14 protein-coding genes are annotated in these 15,350 nt (G+C 71.0%); 7 read left to right on the top strand and 7 right to left on the bottom strand.

Annotated features, from left to right (window positions below):
* Positions 1-5: 5 nt before the first annotated feature.
* From U8525_RS01615 to U8525_RS01605, 3 genes are all read right to left on the bottom strand, one after another.
* On the bottom strand, positions 6-1,196 hold the full coding sequence (locus tag U8525_RS01615; protein ID WP_374260153.1) for an exo-beta-N-acetylmuramidase NamZ domain-containing protein: 1,191 nt from the start codon (positions 1,194-1,196) through the stop codon (positions 6-8).
* Between the two features lie 50 nt (positions 1,197-1,246).
* A complete protein-coding gene (locus U8525_RS01610; RefSeq protein ID WP_374260150.1) occupies positions 1,247-2,599 on the bottom strand; it encodes an adenylate/guanylate cyclase domain-containing protein in 1,353 nt (450 codons plus the stop codon).
* A gap of 67 nt (positions 2,600-2,666) precedes the next feature.
* Positions 2,667-3,401 (bottom strand): tetratricopeptide repeat protein, encoded by a 735-nt coding sequence (locus U8525_RS01605; RefSeq protein WP_374260147.1) that lies wholly within the window; start codon positions 3,399-3,401, stop codon positions 2,667-2,669.
* A 76-nt stretch (positions 3,402-3,477) separates the two neighbouring features.
* Between U8525_RS01605 and U8525_RS01600 the strand changes: the two genes are divergently transcribed.
* The 5 genes from U8525_RS01600 (at position 3,478) to U8525_RS01580 (ending at position 10,158) form a co-directional block, all read left to right on the top strand.
* Positions 3,478-5,883, top strand: a complete 2,406-nt coding sequence (locus U8525_RS01600; RefSeq protein ID WP_374260145.1) for an endonuclease MutS2 — start codon at positions 3,478-3,480, stop codon at positions 5,881-5,883.
* A gap of 77 nt (positions 5,884-5,960) precedes the next feature.
* A complete protein-coding gene (locus U8525_RS01595; protein WP_374260142.1) occupies positions 5,961-8,147 on the top strand; it encodes a putative metal-binding motif-containing protein in 2,187 nt (728 codons plus the stop codon).
* Between the two features lie 156 nt (positions 8,148-8,303).
* Positions 8,304-9,086: a class I SAM-dependent methyltransferase gene (locus U8525_RS01590; protein ID WP_374260140.1), complete on the top strand. Its 783-nt coding sequence runs from the start codon at positions 8,304-8,306 to the stop codon at positions 9,084-9,086.
* Between the two features lie 15 nt (positions 9,087-9,101).
* On the top strand, positions 9,102-9,560 hold the full coding sequence (locus tag U8525_RS01585) for a YdeI/OmpD-associated family protein (protein ID WP_374260137.1): 459 nt from the start codon (positions 9,102-9,104) through the stop codon (positions 9,558-9,560).
* A gap of 163 nt (positions 9,561-9,723) precedes the next feature.
* Complete coding sequence (locus tag U8525_RS01580; protein WP_374260134.1) at positions 9,724-10,158, top strand: hypothetical protein; 435 nt, start codon at positions 9,724-9,726, stop codon at positions 10,156-10,158.
* On the opposite strand, the gene U8525_RS01575 is transcribed toward U8525_RS01580, so the two are convergent.
* The gene (locus U8525_RS01575; RefSeq protein WP_374260131.1) at positions 10,125-11,087 is read right to left on the bottom strand and encodes a class I SAM-dependent methyltransferase; all 963 of its coding nucleotides are present in this window, start codon (positions 11,085-11,087) and stop codon (positions 10,125-10,127) included. The two genes, U8525_RS01580 and U8525_RS01575, sit on opposite strands and share 34 nt — an antisense overlap.
* Positions 11,088-11,097: 10 nt before the next feature.
* The gene (locus U8525_RS01570) at positions 11,098-12,321 is read right to left on the bottom strand and encodes an MFS transporter (protein ID WP_374260128.1); all 1,224 of its coding nucleotides are present in this window, start codon (positions 12,319-12,321) and stop codon (positions 11,098-11,100) included.
* Positions 12,322-12,398: 77 nt separating this feature from the next.
* Between U8525_RS01570 and U8525_RS01565 the strand changes: the two genes are divergently transcribed.
* Positions 12,399-13,292: a LysR family transcriptional regulator gene (locus U8525_RS01565; protein ID WP_374260125.1), complete on the top strand. Its 894-nt coding sequence runs from the start codon at positions 12,399-12,401 to the stop codon at positions 13,290-13,292.
* 4 nt (positions 13,293-13,296) lie between these two features.
* On the opposite strand, the gene U8525_RS01560 is transcribed toward U8525_RS01565, so the two are convergent.
* Positions 13,297-14,172, bottom strand: a complete 876-nt coding sequence (locus U8525_RS01560; RefSeq protein ID WP_374260123.1) for a sigma-70 family RNA polymerase sigma factor — start codon at positions 14,170-14,172, stop codon at positions 13,297-13,299.
* Complete coding sequence (locus U8525_RS01555) at positions 14,159-14,620, bottom strand: carboxymuconolactone decarboxylase family protein (protein WP_374260120.1); 462 nt, start codon at positions 14,618-14,620, stop codon at positions 14,159-14,161. The genes U8525_RS01560 and U8525_RS01555 overlap by 14 nt, the downstream gene beginning before the upstream one ends.
* A 116-nt stretch (positions 14,621-14,736) precedes the next feature.
* On the opposite strand from U8525_RS01555, the gene U8525_RS01550 reads away from it, so the two are divergent.
* On the top strand, positions 14,737-15,348 hold the full coding sequence (locus U8525_RS01550; protein ID WP_374260118.1) for a pyridoxamine 5'-phosphate oxidase family protein: 612 nt from the start codon (positions 14,737-14,739) through the stop codon (positions 15,346-15,348).
* Positions 15,349-15,350 lie beyond the last annotated feature (2 nt).

Below are 15,350 nucleotides of genomic sequence, written 5' to 3'. Positions count from 1 at the left end.
GGAGGTCACCGCGCGGAAGCGTACAGCAGAGCGGGCTCCCGGTGCTTGCGGAAGGCCTCCGTCTGGAGCTCGAAGCCCTCCAGCATCCGGTCCAGGCTCCAGCCCCCCTCGATGCCTCGACGCACCTGGTCGGTGCCGCACAGCAGGTCGAACGCGGGCACGTCCTCCACGAACTCGTACGCGTCCGCCCGCCAGTCGAAGTGGCCCGGGCCGATGTCGTGCAGCGCCTGCATGATGGCGATGCCCGTGCGCAGCGGCTGGAACGCGTTGCGGTCCGTGACGTGGATGAACGCCCCGCTGCACGACTGGCCCTGGAACTTGTCGAACGTGGGGGTGAAGCCCACCGGCCGGAAGGCCACGCCCGGCAGCCGCTCCTTGTCCAGCCGCGCCATCAGCTTGTCCGTGTCCACCCACGGCGCGCCGAACTGCTCGAAGGGGCGGCAGGTGCCGCGGCCCTCGGACACGTTGGTGCCCTCGGCCAGGCACATGCCCGGGTACACCAGCGCCGTGTCCGCGGTGGGCATGTTGGGCGACGGCGGCAGGAACGGCAGGCCCGTGTCGCTCCAGTGCATGTCGCGCGTCCAGCCCTCGCACGGCACCACCGTCAGCTCGCAGCCGAAGCCCTCCCGCGCGTTGAACAGCCGCGCCAGCTCCCCCGCCGTCATGCCATGGCGGTTGGGCAGCGCGTACAGCCCCACGAAGGAGCGGAACCGGTCCCCCACGAGGTTGCCCTCCAGCGACACCCCGTTCAGCGGGTTGGGCCGGTCCAGCACGTAGAAGGGCACGCGGGCCTGGGCCGCGACCTTCATCGCCAGGGCCATGGTGTAGACGTAGGTGTAGTAGCGGCTGCCCACGTCCTGGATGTCGAACACCAGCGCGTCCAGGCCCTTGAGCCACTCCGGGCGCGGCGAGAGCGACTCGAAGGTGGAGCCGTAGAGGCTGTGCACCGGGACGCCCGTCTTGCGGTCGCGCGCCTCGTCCACGGCGACCATGTACTGGGCCTCGCCGCGGATGCCGTGCTCCGGCCCGAAGAGCGCCGCCAGCGTCACGCCGTCCGTGCCGGCCAGCAGGTCCGCCAGGTGGCGGAAGCGCGAGTCCACGCTCGTGGGATTGACGATGGCGCCCACGCGCTTGCCCTTGAGCGCGGAGAAGCCCTGCGCGGCCCATACATCCAGTCCCGTCTTCACCTTCGTCACGTTCGGTCGCCTCGTCCCATCGCCCACGGCCTCGCGCGGGCGTGAGGTGGTCAGTTCGCCGCCAGGCGCTTGAGCGCGCTCTGCGCGGCCTTCTTCGAGTCACAGGTGCCCAGGCCGAGGAAGCCCCCGGACGCCCCGTCATTCGGACCGCCGGCGTCCGCCAGCGACTCCAGCGCCCCGCGCGCGGACTCCAGGCGCAGGTTGGCCACGGCCTCCGCCGCGCTGGAGCGCACGCCGCACTGCTCGTGCTTCAACAGGGAGATGAGCCGGGACTCCGCGCGACGGCTGCTGTCCTTGCGCACCGCCTGCGCGTAGTAGACCACCGCGGCCCCCGGGTTGCCCTGCGCCTCCTCCAGCCGCCCGTTGAGGTAGCGCTGATCCGAGTCCTCCTGCCGGATGAGCCGCTTCGCCTCGCTCACGCGCTCGACCTTCTCCGCGCCGGTGGCGCCCTCCACGTCGCGGATGGCCCGCATCGCGGGGCCCCCGCCATTGACGAGCACCCCTCCGCCCACCAGCACCGCCAACAGCAGCACCGCGCACACGCCCCAGCCGGCCACGGCGGACGACACCCTCGACGTGATGGAGGCCGGCAGCTTCGCGTACGCACGCGCCCAGAGCGCGTCCGTCGCGGTGCGCGCCTGCTTGCCCAGCACCGAGGCCCGCTGTCCGACCACCGCCCCCACCACCGCGGCGCGCTGGCCCACCGCCACCGCCCCGGCGGCCGCGCGCTGCCCGACCGCGACCGCGCCCTGCCCCACCGCCGCCGCGCGCTGGCCCAGGTCCAGGCTCGAGTCCACGCGCGCCAGGGCCAGGTTGCCGTAGGGCGGCAGCGAGGACACCTCCTCCGGCGAGGGGAGCACCGCGTCCGGCGTGGGCGCCAGGACCCGGTAGGGCGCGCGCGGCACGCGGAAGACGCGGATCTTCCCGGGGATGCCCTTCAACTCGAAGGCGCCCACCTCCTGCGACGGCACCTCCGCCTTGTTCATGGAGAGGTAGACGGCCTCCGTGAAGTAGACCTCGTCCGCCTCGGTGATGCCCTCCACGCGGGCGGCGATGTTCACGGGCTCGCCGAAGATGTCGTTGGCCTCCACCCGCACCTCGCCCACGTTCACCGCGACGCGCACGTGGAGCTGGTCGTCCTCCAGGAGCTCCCGGTTGTGGTGCCAGAGCCGGTCCTGGATGGCGATGCCGCTCAGCACGGCCTGCGTGGGGGACTCGAAGGTGACGAGGAACGCGTCCCCGATGGACTTGATGATGCGCCCACCGAACGCCTTGAACAGCGGCGAGAGCAACGCATCGTGCACCTGGAGGAGCCGCTGGTTCTCCTCCAGCGTCTGCCGACTGGTGCGTTCGGTGAAGCCCTTGATGTCGGTGAAGACGATGGCGAGGTTGGCGGTCTTCAAAACGGGGGCAGTGTATGCAGCGCGTCGCGCGAAGCAATCGCCACGGACCGCGCTCCGCCGCCCGCTGTCAGCGCTTCGAAGGTTTGAGGGCCCGCATGGTGCGCTTCGGCGGCGCGGTCAGCTGCGACCGCACCTTCGCGGCGAGCTGGGGCCTGTCCGTCCGCTCGTAGAAGGCCGCCAGCGTCCTCAGGACGCCGGGGTTGTCCGGCTGGGCATCGCGCGCGGCCAGGAACTCCCGCTCCGCGTCCAGCGTGCGGCCCTGCTTCTCCAGCACCGCCGCCAGCTGCATGCGCACCTGCACCCACGCGGGCCGGGACTTGGACAGGGGGCGGTAGTGCAGCTCCGCCTTGAGCCAGTCCCCGGCCTGCGCCCAGAGGCCCGCGAGCCGGAAGCGCGCGTCGTCGTAGGACGGGCGCAGGCTGACGGCCTTCTCGTAGGCGCGGATGGCGTCGAAGGTGGCGCCCCTCTCCTCCTGGAGCTGGCCCTGGAGGAAGTACACGCGCGGGTTCTCCGGGGCCTCGCGCCGGGCGGCGTCCAGGTGGGCGCGGGCGCGCTCCAGCTCCGGGTCGCTGCCGCCCTTGAGGAGCAGCCGCGCGGCCTCCAGGCGGGGCAGCTCCCAGCGGGGCTGGCTGGCAATCAGCCGCTCCAGGGCGGCGAGGCTCCCCGCGTCGTTGCCCGCGGCCTCCAACGCCAGCGCGTCCGCCAGGGGGCTGGGGGCCGGGGACGCCTGCGCCGTCAGGACCGGAGAGGCCGGTGCGTCGGACGCGCCCGCAAGCAGCGCCGCCACGAGAACCCACATCATGGTTTGGCAGATAGCAGGTCCCGGTGGGCCACCTCAATACTTCCCCTTGACGGGCACCCGGGCTCGCATGAAACCCATGACCGTGCAGATTTCCCAAAGGACGTTGGAAGACCTCGGTTTCTCGGAAGTGCTCCGCGCGCTGACGCAGCGCTGCCGCACCGAGCCGGGAAAGGAGCGGGTGCTCGCCCGTCCGTTCCTGGACACCGAGGCGGAAGTGACCGAAGCGCTGGCGCTCGTCGACGAGGCCCGCTTCCTCTCCCAGCAGCAGTTCTCCCTGCCCCTGGGCGGCGTGACGGACCTGCGCAACGCCGTGGGGCACGCGGAGAAGGGCGGCGTGCTGGAGCCCCGCCAGCTCATCGACGCGGCCCAGCTGCTCTTCGCCTTCGCGCGCACCCGCGAGGCCCTGGACGAGCGCAAGGAGCGCGTCCCCCGCCTGGTGGAGATCTCCAAGCGCCTGCCCTTCCTGGAGGCCATGGCGCGCCGGCTGGATCAGTGTTTCGAACCGGACGGAACGATCTCCGACCGCGCCAGTCCGGAGCTGAAGGAGGCGCGGGACCGCGCGCGCGGCCTGCACCGGCGCATCAAGACGCGCCTGGACGAGCTGCTCCACGACGCGACCTTCACCAGCAAGCTGCGCGAGAACTACTACACGCTGCGCAACGGGCGGTACGTGGTGCCGGTGGTGTCGAACTACCGCGCGGAGGTGGACGGCATCGTCCACAACGCCAGCCAGACGGGGCAGACGCTCTTCATGGAGCCCCAGGCGATGGTGGGCCTGGGCAACGACCTGGCCATCGCGCAGTCGGAGGTCGCGGAGGAGGAGCTGAAGGTCCTCCAGGAGCTGAGCAGGCTCGTGGGCCGCGAGTCCGCGCGCATCCTGGAGGGGCTGGAGGCGGTGGCGGAGCTGGACGAGTTGGAGGCCATCGCCATCCTGTCCGCGGACCTGGACGCCACGACGCCCACCTTCGTGGACGTGAAGGAGTTGCAGCTGCGCTCGCTGCGCCACCCGCGCCTGGTGCTCAAGGGCACGGAGGTGGTGTCCAACGACGTGGCGCTCACCGAGGCGGCCCGGGCGCTGGTGGTGTCCGGCCCCAACGCGGGCGGCAAGACGGTGACGCTGACGGGCGTGGGGCTGTGCGCGCTGATGCTGCGCGCGGGCCTGCCCATCCCGGTGGGCGACGGGTCTCGGATGCCGCTGTACCGCTCCGTGCACTCCACCGTGGGCGACACGCAGGACCTGAGCCAGGGCCTGTCCTCGTTCAGCGGCCACGTCACCCTGCTGCGCGACATCCTGTCGGCGGTGGCGACGAACTCGCTGGTGCTCATCGACGAGATCGCCTCGGATACGGATCCGCGCGAGGGCGCGGCCATCGCCATCGCGGTGCTGGAGGAGCTGCTCGGCAAGGGCGCGTATGTCCTGGTGACGACGCACCTGGAGGAGCTCAAGGCGCTGGCGCACATGGATCCGCGCTTCCTCAACGCGCGCGTGGGCTTCGACTCCAAGCGGATGGCGCCGACGTTCCGGTTGCAGATGGGCGCGTCCGGCCAGTCGTCCGCCATCGACGTGGCGGCGCGGGTGGGCCTGCCGGCTTCGGTCTGCGAGCGCGCGCGGGAGCTGTCGCTCAACGCGGGCGGCCCGCTCACCAAGGCGCTGGCGGCCGCGGAGGAGGAGCGGCGCAAGCTCCACGAGGAGCTGGAGAAGGCGCGCGTCGCGGCGAAGGAGGCGGAGGCGCTGCGGGCGGACCTGGAGCAGCAGAAGGTCGCCTTCGAGCGCGAGCGCAAGGGCCGCATGATGCAGTTCAACGAGGACGTGCACGCGGCCAGCGAGCACGCCGCCCAGGAGGTCCGCGACCTCCTGGCGAAGCTGCGCTCGGAGCAGAACGAGAAGGCGCTGTCGGAGGCGCGGATGCAGCTGCAGCAGCGCGCGGATGAGGCGCAGAAGCGCGCGGCGGCGGCGAAGGCGGAGCTGTTCCAGGTGGAGGCCCCGGGGCCCGCGACCCTCAAGGTGGGCGCGTGGGTGCACCACTCCGGCCTGGGCCGGGACGTGGAGATCCTGGAGCTGACGGACGGCCAGGCGGTGGTGTCCGCGGGCGGCGCGCTGAAGATGCGGGTGCCCACGACGGAGCTGTCCGGTTCGCGCGGCCGCAAGCCGCAGCAGGCGAAGTTCCCGGAGCGGCAGAAGGGCGAGGCGGCCCTGAAGCGCGCGGCCTCCGCGGCGCCGGCGCAGGTGGACGCCACGAACTTCCGCTGCGACGTGCGCGGCATGCGCGCCGACGACGCGCTGGCGGAGCTGGAGACGTTCCTGGATCAGGGCCTGCGCAAGGGCGAGGAGGCCGCGCTCATCATCCACGGCCACGGCACCGGCGCGCTGAAGCAGGCCATCCGCGACCACCTGGCCGCGTCGCCGTACATCCGCATGTTCCGTCCCGGTGAGAGTCACGAAGGCGGAGACGGCGTCACGGTGGTGTCCCTGCGCGGCTGAACCGGCGTGTGACAGGGGGTGGGGTCTCGCCGGCCCCGTTCCCCTGGCCCGGGTCGTGTTGGATACAGTACAGGGCCATGGATCGGCTCTGCCTGCTGGGATGTGTGTTGCTGCTGGCCGCCTGCGGGGAGAAGGCCCCGGACGAGGGCGCCCTCCGCGTGTCCGTGAAGTACGGCTCCTTCAAGCCCGCGTGCGTGCGCGTGGAGGTGAAGGACGCGAGCGGGCATCGGGACCGCACGGACATCCTGTCCGGCCAGTTCAAGAACGCCGACAAGCAGGAGGTCCTGGTCGCGGTGCGCCGGAAGGCGGACTGGGACACGGCGCTGAGCGTGACGGCGTCGTCCTACGCGGCCTCGACGGCGACCGGCTGTGATGGGCCCTTCGTGGAGAAGTACGAGAGCGAGGGGGCCCTCGCCATCGTCGCCAGGAAGTTCACGAACTTCGACGTGACGTTGAGGGCGACGGACGGCGACGGCGACGGCCATCTCGTGGGCGCCATGTGGGACGAGCCCGCGGACTGCGATGACTCGAACCCGGACAGGTACCCGGGCGCCGTGGAGACCTGCGGCTCCACCGTGGATCTCAACTGCAACGGGCGGGTGGGCTGCCAGGAGGCGAACTGCGGGGGCCAGGCGTGCGACGACGGCGATGCCTGCACGACAGGGGACCACTGCGATGGCATGGGCCTGGAGGCGAAGTGCGTGCCGCAGCAGACGAGGACGTGCACGCAGCCCACGGGCGTCTGCGACGCGCAACTGGCGTGCAATCCCGCCTCCGGGCTCTGCGAGCCCACGGAGCCCACGGTCGGCAAGCCGTGTGACGACGAGAACGCGTGCACGGACATGGACCAATGCGGGGCCGACGGGAAGTGCGCGGGCACTCCGCGCACGTGCACGACCTCGGAGCAGTGCCTGGCAAGCCAGGGACAGTGCAACGCGACCAATGGCGAGTGTGAGTTCCTTCCGCTCTCCAACACGGCGACGTGCAACGACACCCTGTCGTGCACCGAGCCGGATCACTGCGATGGGAGCGGTCATTGCGTGGGGACGCCCACGCCCTGCCATCCATCGCCGTGCTACCGGGTCAAGCAGGCGTGCACGACCAGCACCGACTGCGAGTACGAGGTGGACCTCAACGGAGCCTGCACGACCTCGGATGGCGTTCCAGGCGTCTGCCTGGAGGACGCCACCTGCACCCCGTTCCCCTACCGGCCCTACAACTTCGAGCCGAACACCATCGTGGCGGCGGACATCGGTGAGTTGAAGACGAGCGCGAACGTGACGTTCGACACCCGCACGAAGAACTGGACCCCGGTGGGCGCGGTCTCGACCTTGGAGACCCTCAAGGTCATGACGCTCTCGCAGGGCCCGGACCTTCCTCCCGCCCTGCTCATTCCAGTGCGGACCCTGGAGTTGCATGGGAGCCTGACCATCAAGGGGCCCTCGCCCGTCATCCTGGCTGTGTTCGGCGACGCGAACGTGGACCAGTCCATTCTCGCGACAGGCAACATCACGAACCCGTCCGCGGATTGCGGCACAGCTCAGGGAGGGGGAGGCACCTTCGCGGGGAAGACGGGCGGAGGCGGTGGCGGCGCGGGCAACGGGACTCCGGGAGTGGACGGCGGCAATGGCAAGAACAACAGCCAGAGCCACGGCGTCGCGGGCACTCCCCGGCCCACCGGACCGGAGCCCCTGCTGGGGGGCTGCCCTGGCGGTAACGGTGGAGGCACGGCTTCCGCCGTGGCGGGTCAGGGAGGCGCTGGAGGAGGCGCGATCCAGGTATCGGTCGCACGCACCTTGAACGTCTCGAAGGTCATCTCCGCGAGCGGCTTCGGAGGAAAGCGAGGCGTTGCGGGAGGAGGAGGCGGCGGCGGGAGCGGCGGCCGGGTGGTGCTGGAGGCCTTCCAGTTGTTGCTCACCGACAGTGCTCGCGTCACGGCCAACGGCGGCGGGGGTGGCGAGGGCGGCACCAGTCTCCCCAATGATGGCGAAGACGGAGCCAACGGCAGCGAAGACTCCGCGACTCCTGCCGCTGGCGGTACGGGCGGAAACGAGACAGGAGGCGCTGGGGGCGCCGGGGGTACGGGCACCGGGGGCCCGACCAAGGGCACCGATGGAACCGACGATCTCTTGGGCACGGAGGGCAGTGGTGGCGGTGGTGGTGGCGCCGCGGGCTACATCCATCTGCGCAGCGTCCAGACCTGTGCCCTCCAGGGAGGGTACCTCATCAGCCCTCCGGCCGTGGACGGCTGCACGCACCCCTGACCCGTCTTGCGTCAACCGTGATGCCCTGGATCCACTGCCCCAGCGGCTCCATGCCGCCCCGGGCCGCCGCGCACCTCTCGTGAGCGGCGGCCCGCAAGCGGACAGCGGCCTCCTTTTCGACAGGCGGGGCCCCCGCGCCAGCGATATGGATCGCCCATGCGCAATGCACTGATGGCGGCTTCGTTCCTGGCCCTCGCGGGCTGCTCCCACTCGACGCCCACGGCTCCGGCGTCCTCCACCCAGGCGCAGGCGGCGCCCCTGTCCGCGCAGGCGCTGGTGGACGCGCCGGACCGCACGGAGGCGGATCGCACGCTGGACGCGGGCCGGCATCCGGCCGCCCTGCTGGAGTTCGTGGGCGTGAAGCCTGGCATGCACGTCGCGGAGCTGATGGCGGGCGGCGGCTACACCACGGAGCTGCTCGCGCGCGCCGTGGGCCCCTCCGGCAAGGTGTACGGCGAGAACCCGAAGGTCGTGCTGGAGCGGTTCGCGGAGAAGCCGTGGCAGGAGCGGCTGGCGCGGCCGGTGAACCAGAACGTGGTGCGCCTGGACCGTGAGCTGGACGCGCCCTTCCCGCCCGAGCTGGACGGCACGCTGGACGCGGTGGTGAGCCACATCATCTACCACGACACCGGATGGCTGGGCGTGGACCGGGCGAAGATGAACGCGGCGGTGTTCCAGGCGCTCAAGCCCGGCGGCGTGTACGTCATCCTCGACTCCAGCGCGAAGCCGGGCACGGGCATCACGGAAGGCCAGACGCTGCACCGCATCGACGAGCAGTTGGTGCGCGACGAGGTCGAGGCCGCGGGCTTCAAGCTCCAGGAGGAGGGCAACACCTGGCGCAACCCGGAGGACACGCGCGACTGGAGCTCCAGCCCGGGCGCCGCGGGCGAGCGCCGCGGCACGAGCGACCGCTTCGCGCTCAAGTTCGTCAAGCCGTAGGACGGAGCCACACCGATGGCCGCGCGCACGTTCAAGGCGAAGCTCGAAGTCGCCAACGACATGGGAGGCCGGTTCGTGCGCTGTCCGTTCGACAGCCGCGAGGCCTACGGTGAGGCGCGGCCTCCCGTGGTCGGCACCGTCAACGGGCTGCCCTTCCGGAGCCGGTTGATGGTGTACGGGGGCGTCACCTACCTGGGCTTCACCAAGGAGGTGCGCGAGGCCGCGGGCGTCGAGGACGGCGCGATGCTGAGCATCACGCTGGAGAAGGACACGGCACCTCGGGAGATCGAGGTGCCGGAGGACCTCCAGCGCGCGCTGGACGCGGAGCCCGCGCTGCGGGACGTGTTCACGAAGCTCGCCTTCACGCACCGCAAGGAGTTCGTGAAGGCGCTCACCGAGGCGAAGAAGGAGGAGACCCGCGCGCGCCGCCTGGCGCAGACGCTGGAGAAGCTGCGTGCCAAGGTGGCGAGGTAACGCCATCTGCGGCTGACGCCAGCCGGGAGACTGGGACCTGTCGGCTCGCTTGACGTGGAGTGAAGTAGCATCCGCTCCGATGACTGCTTCCCGTCCGGCACCTCCCGTCCCCCGCTCCCACCCCCAACAGAGGACCCGCCTCATCGCCTGTGGTGTGTCGGCCGTGCTCTTCGTGCTCGCCTGTGCGACGCCCGCGATGACCGTGTTCAACACGAACCTGCGCGCCGAGGAGCACATGTGGGGCATGCCCCTGCTGCTCGTCGGCTGGCTGGGGGTGTTCACCCTGCAGTTCGGCTGGTTCGCGAACCCGCTCCTGTGCCTGGCCCTCATCCTGCTCCTCGCGGGAGCGAACCGGAAGGCGCTCTGGGTCGGCGGCGCGGCGTGCATCCTCGGCCTGTCGTCGCTCACCTGGTACGTGAACCCCATCCCCGCGGATGAAAGCGGCGGCAACCGCTACCTGGAGCTGCTCCACCCCTCCGTCGGCTTCGTGTTCTGGATGGCCAGCCTGGGGGTGATTCCTTTCACGGCCCGGCTCCTCCTGGAGCGTGAAGCGGAGGCCAGGGCTCAGGCGGCTTCGTCACCCGAACCCAACGCCTGACCTCGGACCGCCGTGAGGAGCAGGTCGTACTTGCCGCCCAGGAACGTGCGGAAGCCGTGCTGGTGCAGGTAACGGCGATAGAAGGACAGGTCCTTCACCAGCAGCGACAGGTCCGGCTCGCGCAGGTTGCGCACGCGCGCGCCGTAGACAATCTCGCCATCGCGGAACCGTGAGTTGGGAAAGCCCAAGAGCAACGAGGCTCGGGGCTCCAGGTGTTCCTGCACCAGCTTGCGCAAGAGCGCCCGGTCATCCACGCCCGGGCTCTGCAGCGTGCCCACCGACACCACCGCGTCGAAGCGGCCCAGGTCCGCGGGCAGCGCGTTCAGGTCCGCCTGCACGAACGCATGGCGCGGCTCCGGGAACGCGGCCCGCGCCTCCGCCAACGCGCTCGCGCTGTGATCCACGCCCACGAAGCGGATGCCCTCCACCTCGGCGAACGCGGTCAGCTCGTCGCCCCGGTTGACGCCCAGGTCCAGGAGCCGGCCCCCCGGCGGCAACGCCAGCCGTCCCACGGCGTCCAGCCAGGGCATCAGGAAGCCCGCGTCCTCGAACTTCCGCACGCGCGCGAAGTCGGACGTGGCGCCATAGCGCTCCTGCGGCGCCTCCGTGCGCGGCCCGCCTCCCGCGTGCCAGGGAGCCTCCGGGCCCAGCGGCTCGAACGTGAGCCGGACGTGCGTCCCGTCCACGCTGTGGGGCGTGCGCAGGCGGCACGACAGCCCCTCCGCCAGATCGCACCAGCACCTCAGCGGCCGGTGCACGAGCCCGTCCTCCACGCGCTCCCCGGGATAGCGCCCGCGCCCCAGGTCCGGATCCGGAACCTCGATGGAAACAGGCCCGGACGCCACCCGCGCTTCCAGGTGGCGCAGGACGACGATCAACGGCTCGGAGTGGAAGCGGCGTGGGCTTTCGGTGGGAGGGCGCGACGACATGCGCCCCACCCTATACGGAAGGCGACGCCGCGGCCCTTCTCGCCTGGAGCTGCTCCCAGACGAACGCGAGGACCAGGAACCCACCGCCCACCGCGCACACGCCGGACCAGCCCGCGTGATCCCACGCGATGGCGGACAGCGCCGAACCGCAGGCCCCGCCCACGAAGTAGAACATCTTGTAGAGCGTGTTGAGGCGCGTCTGCGCGGTGGGGTGCAGGCGGTACAGCTCCGTCTGGTTGGACACCGTGGCGGCCTGCGCCCCCAGGTCCAGCAGCACCACGCCCGCGATGAGGCCGGCCCACACCTTGCCGAAGACGGCGAAGACCCCGAACGCCGCCAGCATCGTGACGATGCACGCCCGGACGATGCGCCGAGCCCCGATCCGCTGCGCGTGCCGCCCCGTGACGTTCGCGGCGAGCGCCCCCACCGTCCCGACGAGGCCGAACATGCCCGCCGTCCCCGGCCCCTGGTGGTACGCGTCGCTGCTCAAGAAGAACGCCAGCGACGCCCAGAACGCGGAGAGCGCGGCGTACATCAGGGCGCCCGTGAGCGCGATGGCTCGAAGCCCCGGCACGTCCCGCAGCAGCCCCCACAGCGAATGCAGCAGGCGCGGATACGACAGCCGCGTGTCGGACGCGTAGAGAGGCAGCCCCAGCCGCAACAGCATCGCCAGGCCCACCATCGTCGCGCCGGCCGCGAAGTACATCCCGCGCCAGCCCAGGTGCGTCGCCACGAAGCCGCTGAGCGTGCGCGAGACGAGCACGCCCACCAGCGCGGCGCTGAGCACGACGCCCAGGTTCCTCCCCCGCTCCTCGGGTGAGCTGAGCGCCGCGACGAAGGGGATGAGGATCTGCACCAGCACGGACGTCAGCCCGATGGCCACGCAAGCGACCAGGAACAAGGGGAACGTCGGCGCCAGCCCCGCCGCGAAGAGCGCCGCCGCCGCGAGCCCCAGCATCGTCACCAGCAGGCCGCGCTTCTCCAGCACGTCCCCCAGCGGCGTCAGCAGCACCAGCCCCGCCACGTAGCCCAGCTGCGACATCATGGGCACGGAGCCGACAGCGGAGGCGGAGAGACCGAAGGTCTGCGCGATGACGCCCAGGAGCGGCTGGCTGTAATAGACGTTGCCCACCGCGAGCACGGTCGCCGTCGTCATCGTCCACAGCAGCCGGCGGTCCATCGGCGCGGCCTGGGGCTGGGGCACGGCGGCGGGGAGCGAGGCGGTGGTCTCCATGCGACATGCCTAGCGCTCCCCCATCCATACCTCCAATATATCCTGGGTCTTGAATCCAGACCTGGAGGGTATGGACCATGGAGCTGCGCCACCTGCGGTACTTCGTCGCGGTCGCGGAGGAGCTCAGCTTCACGCGCGCCGCGAAGCGGCTGCACATCGCCCAGCCGCCGCTCAGCCAGCAGATCCGCAAGTTCGAGACCGAACTGGGCGGCGCCCTCTTCGAGCGCGAAGGCCGAGCGGTGCGCCTCACGAAGCTGGGACGCGAGCTGCTACCGGAAGCCCACCAGCTCCTGGAGCGCGCGAAGCGGTTCCAGGAGCACGCGGCGCGGCAGGCCCGGGGTGAACAGGACGTGCTGGTGCTGGGCCTCATCTCGTCGTTCGCGACGCCCCGGTTCGCGGCGATGCTGCGGGCCTTCCAGAAGAAGGTGCCCGGCGTCCACATCGAGCTGAGCAACCACCCGTCCGCGTGGCAGCTGGAGGCGCTGGAGCGCGGCACGTTGGACGTGGGCATCCTGCGCCCTCGCGAGCGGATGCCTCCGGACGTCGTCTCACACCTCATCCGCCGCGAGCCCTTCCGGCTGGCGGTGCCCGCGCGGCATCCGTTCGCGAAGCGCAAGGCCGTTGCGTGGAAGGACCTGCGGGATGAGCCGCTCGTCCTGGTGGAGCCCGGCGTCGCGCCGCCGGACTACTACGCGGCGTTCTTCGACCGGCTCCGCGACGCGGGGGTCCAACCGGCGGTGCGACAGTACGCGCAGAACGTCGCGACGAAGATCTGGTTCGTCTCCGCGGGCTTCGGCATCGCGCCCATGCCGCACACGCCCGACACGGAGCACCACTCCGGCGTGGCGTTCATCGACCTGCCGGAGGACGCGCCGGTGACGAACACCGTCATCGCCTGGCGCAAGGCCGGAAGCTCCACCGCCCTGCTCCGGTTCGTCGAGTTCGTGCGCGAGTCCCTCGCCGCGAGCTGAACCCCTATGACGGCGCCCCCACCGCGCGCCGGATGCCCTTCAGCTTGTCGGGGTTGCGCGTGACGTAGAGGGCGACGATGCGGCCGTCCTCGATGGCGAACGCCGTGGTCTGCAGCGTCCCGTCCGCCTCCAGCGTGACGTACGCGGGCAGGCCATCGATGGTGCCCTCGTGCACCACCTGCGCCGAGCCCACGACCGGAATGCGCCGCAGCCCTTCGAAGAAGCGCACCAGCTTCTCCCGGCCATAGATGGGATTGAGGGCCGCCTTCGCCTTGCCGCCCCCGTCGGAGTACAGGATGACGTCCTGGGCCAGGAGCGCCTGGAGCGCCTGGGTGTCGCCGCTCCGGGACGCGGCATGGAACGCGGAGGCCAGCTCGTGGCCCTTCGCCGCCGTCACGGGGAAGCGGGGCCGGGCCTCCTGCACGTGGGCACGCGCCCGGCTGGCGAGCTGGCGGCACGCCGCGGGATCGCGGTCGATGGCCTTCGCCACCTGCTCGAAGTCCATGCCGAACACGTCATGCAGGAGGAACGCGGCGCGCTCCAGCGGGGACAGGCGCTCCAGCGCCATCATCAGGGTCAGCGTCAAGTCGTCGCCCTCCCCTGTCTCGATGATGGGCTCTGGGAGCCAGGTCCCCACGTACTCCTCGCGCCGGACGCGCGCGGACTTCAGGACGTCCAGGCACAGGCGGGTCACCGTGCGGACGAGCACGGCCTCGGCGTCCCGCACGGCGTCGCGGTCCGTCTGGTGCCAACGCAAGTACGCCTCCTGCACGACGTCTTCCGCCTCCGCGACGATGCCCAGCATCCGGTAGGCGACGCGGAGCAGCCGGGGGCGCAGCGGGTCGAAGGCGTCCGCGGGGTTCGGGTCAGGCGGCTTCACTGCGAGGGGTCACCGGGTGGAGGGCCCGGAAGCCGATGGCGAACCGGTTCCAGGAGTTGATCACGCCGATCATCAGGGTCAGCTTCACGATCTCCTCTTCGGTGAAGTGCGGCTTGAGCGCAGCGTAGTCCTCGTCCGGAGCGTGTGTCGTGGAGATGAGCGTCAGGGCCTCGGTCCAGCCCAGGGCCGCCCGCTCGCGCTCGGTATACAGCGGGGACTCACGCCAGGCGTCCAGCAGGTAGATGCGCTCCTCGGTCTCCCCTTGGGCGCGGGCTTCGCGGGTGTGCATGTGGATGCAGAAGGCGCAGCCGTTGAGCTGGGAGGCGCGGATCTTGACCAGCTCGCGGAGGCTCGGCTCCAGCCCCAGGGCCTCCACCTTCTTGCTGAACTCGATCATGAGGTTGGCGGCTTCCGGCGCGGCCTCGAAAGCATTCAGGCGGGTCTTCATCAGCAGGTCCTCGTTCTGGGGGGCGAAATGCCATCCCATCCCCAGGACGAGACAGCGGGGCCCGCGTGTGACATGGCCATCCAGGAGCGATGATGGCCACCCAGGAGGCGCCCCGGATGGAGACCGTGAAGGACGTGGAGACGCTCGAACGCCTGTACGGGGTTCCCGTGAGGCAGTCCGTCTTCAAGGAGGTGGACCACCTCCACCCGGCGTACCGGCCCTTCATCGAGCGCTCGCCGTTCATGGTGCTCGCGACCTCCGGTCCCGGAGGACTGGACGCGTCGCCACGAGGGGACCCCGCGGGGTTCGTGGCCATCGAGGACGCGCACACGCTGCTGCTGCCTGACCGCCGGGGCAACAACCGCATCGACTCGCTGCGGAACATCCTGGCGGATCCGCGCGTCGCGCTGCTGTTCTTCGTCCCCGGGGTGAACGAAACCCTGCGCGTCAACGGCCGGGCGAGCATCGTCATCGAGCCGGCGCTGCGGGAGCGCTTCATCTACGAGGGGAAACCGCCGCGCTCCGTGCTGCGCATCACCGTGGAGTCGGTCTACTTCCAGTGCGGCCGCGCGCTGATCCGCTCCGGGCTCTGGGACGCGACCCGGCAAATCGCCCGCGCCGAGCTCCCGAGCACCGGCGCCATCCTCGAGGCGCTGAGCCAGGGCACCTTCGACGGCGACGCGTACGACCGCGAGCTGCCGGGTCGCGTGAAGACGACGCTGTACTGAGC

The sequence above is a fragment of the Corallococcus sp. RDP092CA genome (assembly GCF_041903675.1).
GTDB lineage: Bacteria > Myxococcota > Myxococcia > Myxococcales > Myxococcaceae > Corallococcus.
This window is presented reverse-complemented; position numbering and strand designations above follow the sequence as displayed.

What these genes read in the sequence shown, in the direction of transcription:
- U8525_RS01590 (WP_374260140.1), top strand. Translation starts at nt 8,304, where the DNA reads ATGCGCAATGCACTGATGGCGGCTTCGTTCCTGGCCCTCGCGGGCTGC.
- U8525_RS01565 (WP_374260125.1), top strand. Translation starts at nt 12,399, where the DNA reads ATGGAGCTGCGCCACCTGCGGTACTTCGTCGCGGTCGCGGAGGAGCTC.
- U8525_RS01570 (WP_374260128.1), bottom strand. Translation starts at nt 12,321, where the DNA reads ATGGAGACCACCGCCTCGCTCCCCGCCGCCGTGCCCCAGCCCCAGGCC.
- U8525_RS01550 (WP_374260118.1), top strand. Translation starts at nt 14,737, where the DNA reads ATGGAGACCGTGAAGGACGTGGAGACGCTCGAACGCCTGTACGGGGTT.
- U8525_RS01585 (WP_374260137.1), top strand. Translation starts at nt 9,102, where the DNA reads ATGGCCGCGCGCACGTTCAAGGCGAAGCTCGAAGTCGCCAACGACATG.
- U8525_RS01605 (WP_374260147.1), bottom strand. Translation starts at nt 3,401, where the DNA reads ATGATGTGGGTTCTCGTGGCGGCGCTGCTTGCGGGCGCGTCCGACGCA.
- U8525_RS01595 (WP_374260142.1), top strand. Translation starts at nt 5,961, where the DNA reads ATGGATCGGCTCTGCCTGCTGGGATGTGTGTTGCTGCTGGCCGCCTGC.
- U8525_RS01600 (WP_374260145.1), top strand. Translation starts at nt 3,478, where the DNA reads ATGACCGTGCAGATTTCCCAAAGGACGTTGGAAGACCTCGGTTTCTCG.
- U8525_RS01575 (WP_374260131.1), bottom strand. Translation starts at nt 11,087, where the DNA reads ATGTCGTCGCGCCCTCCCACCGAAAGCCCACGCCGCTTCCACTCCGAG.
- U8525_RS01555 (WP_374260120.1), bottom strand. Translation starts at nt 14,620, where the DNA reads ATGAAGACCCGCCTGAATGCTTTCGAGGCCGCGCCGGAAGCCGCCAAC.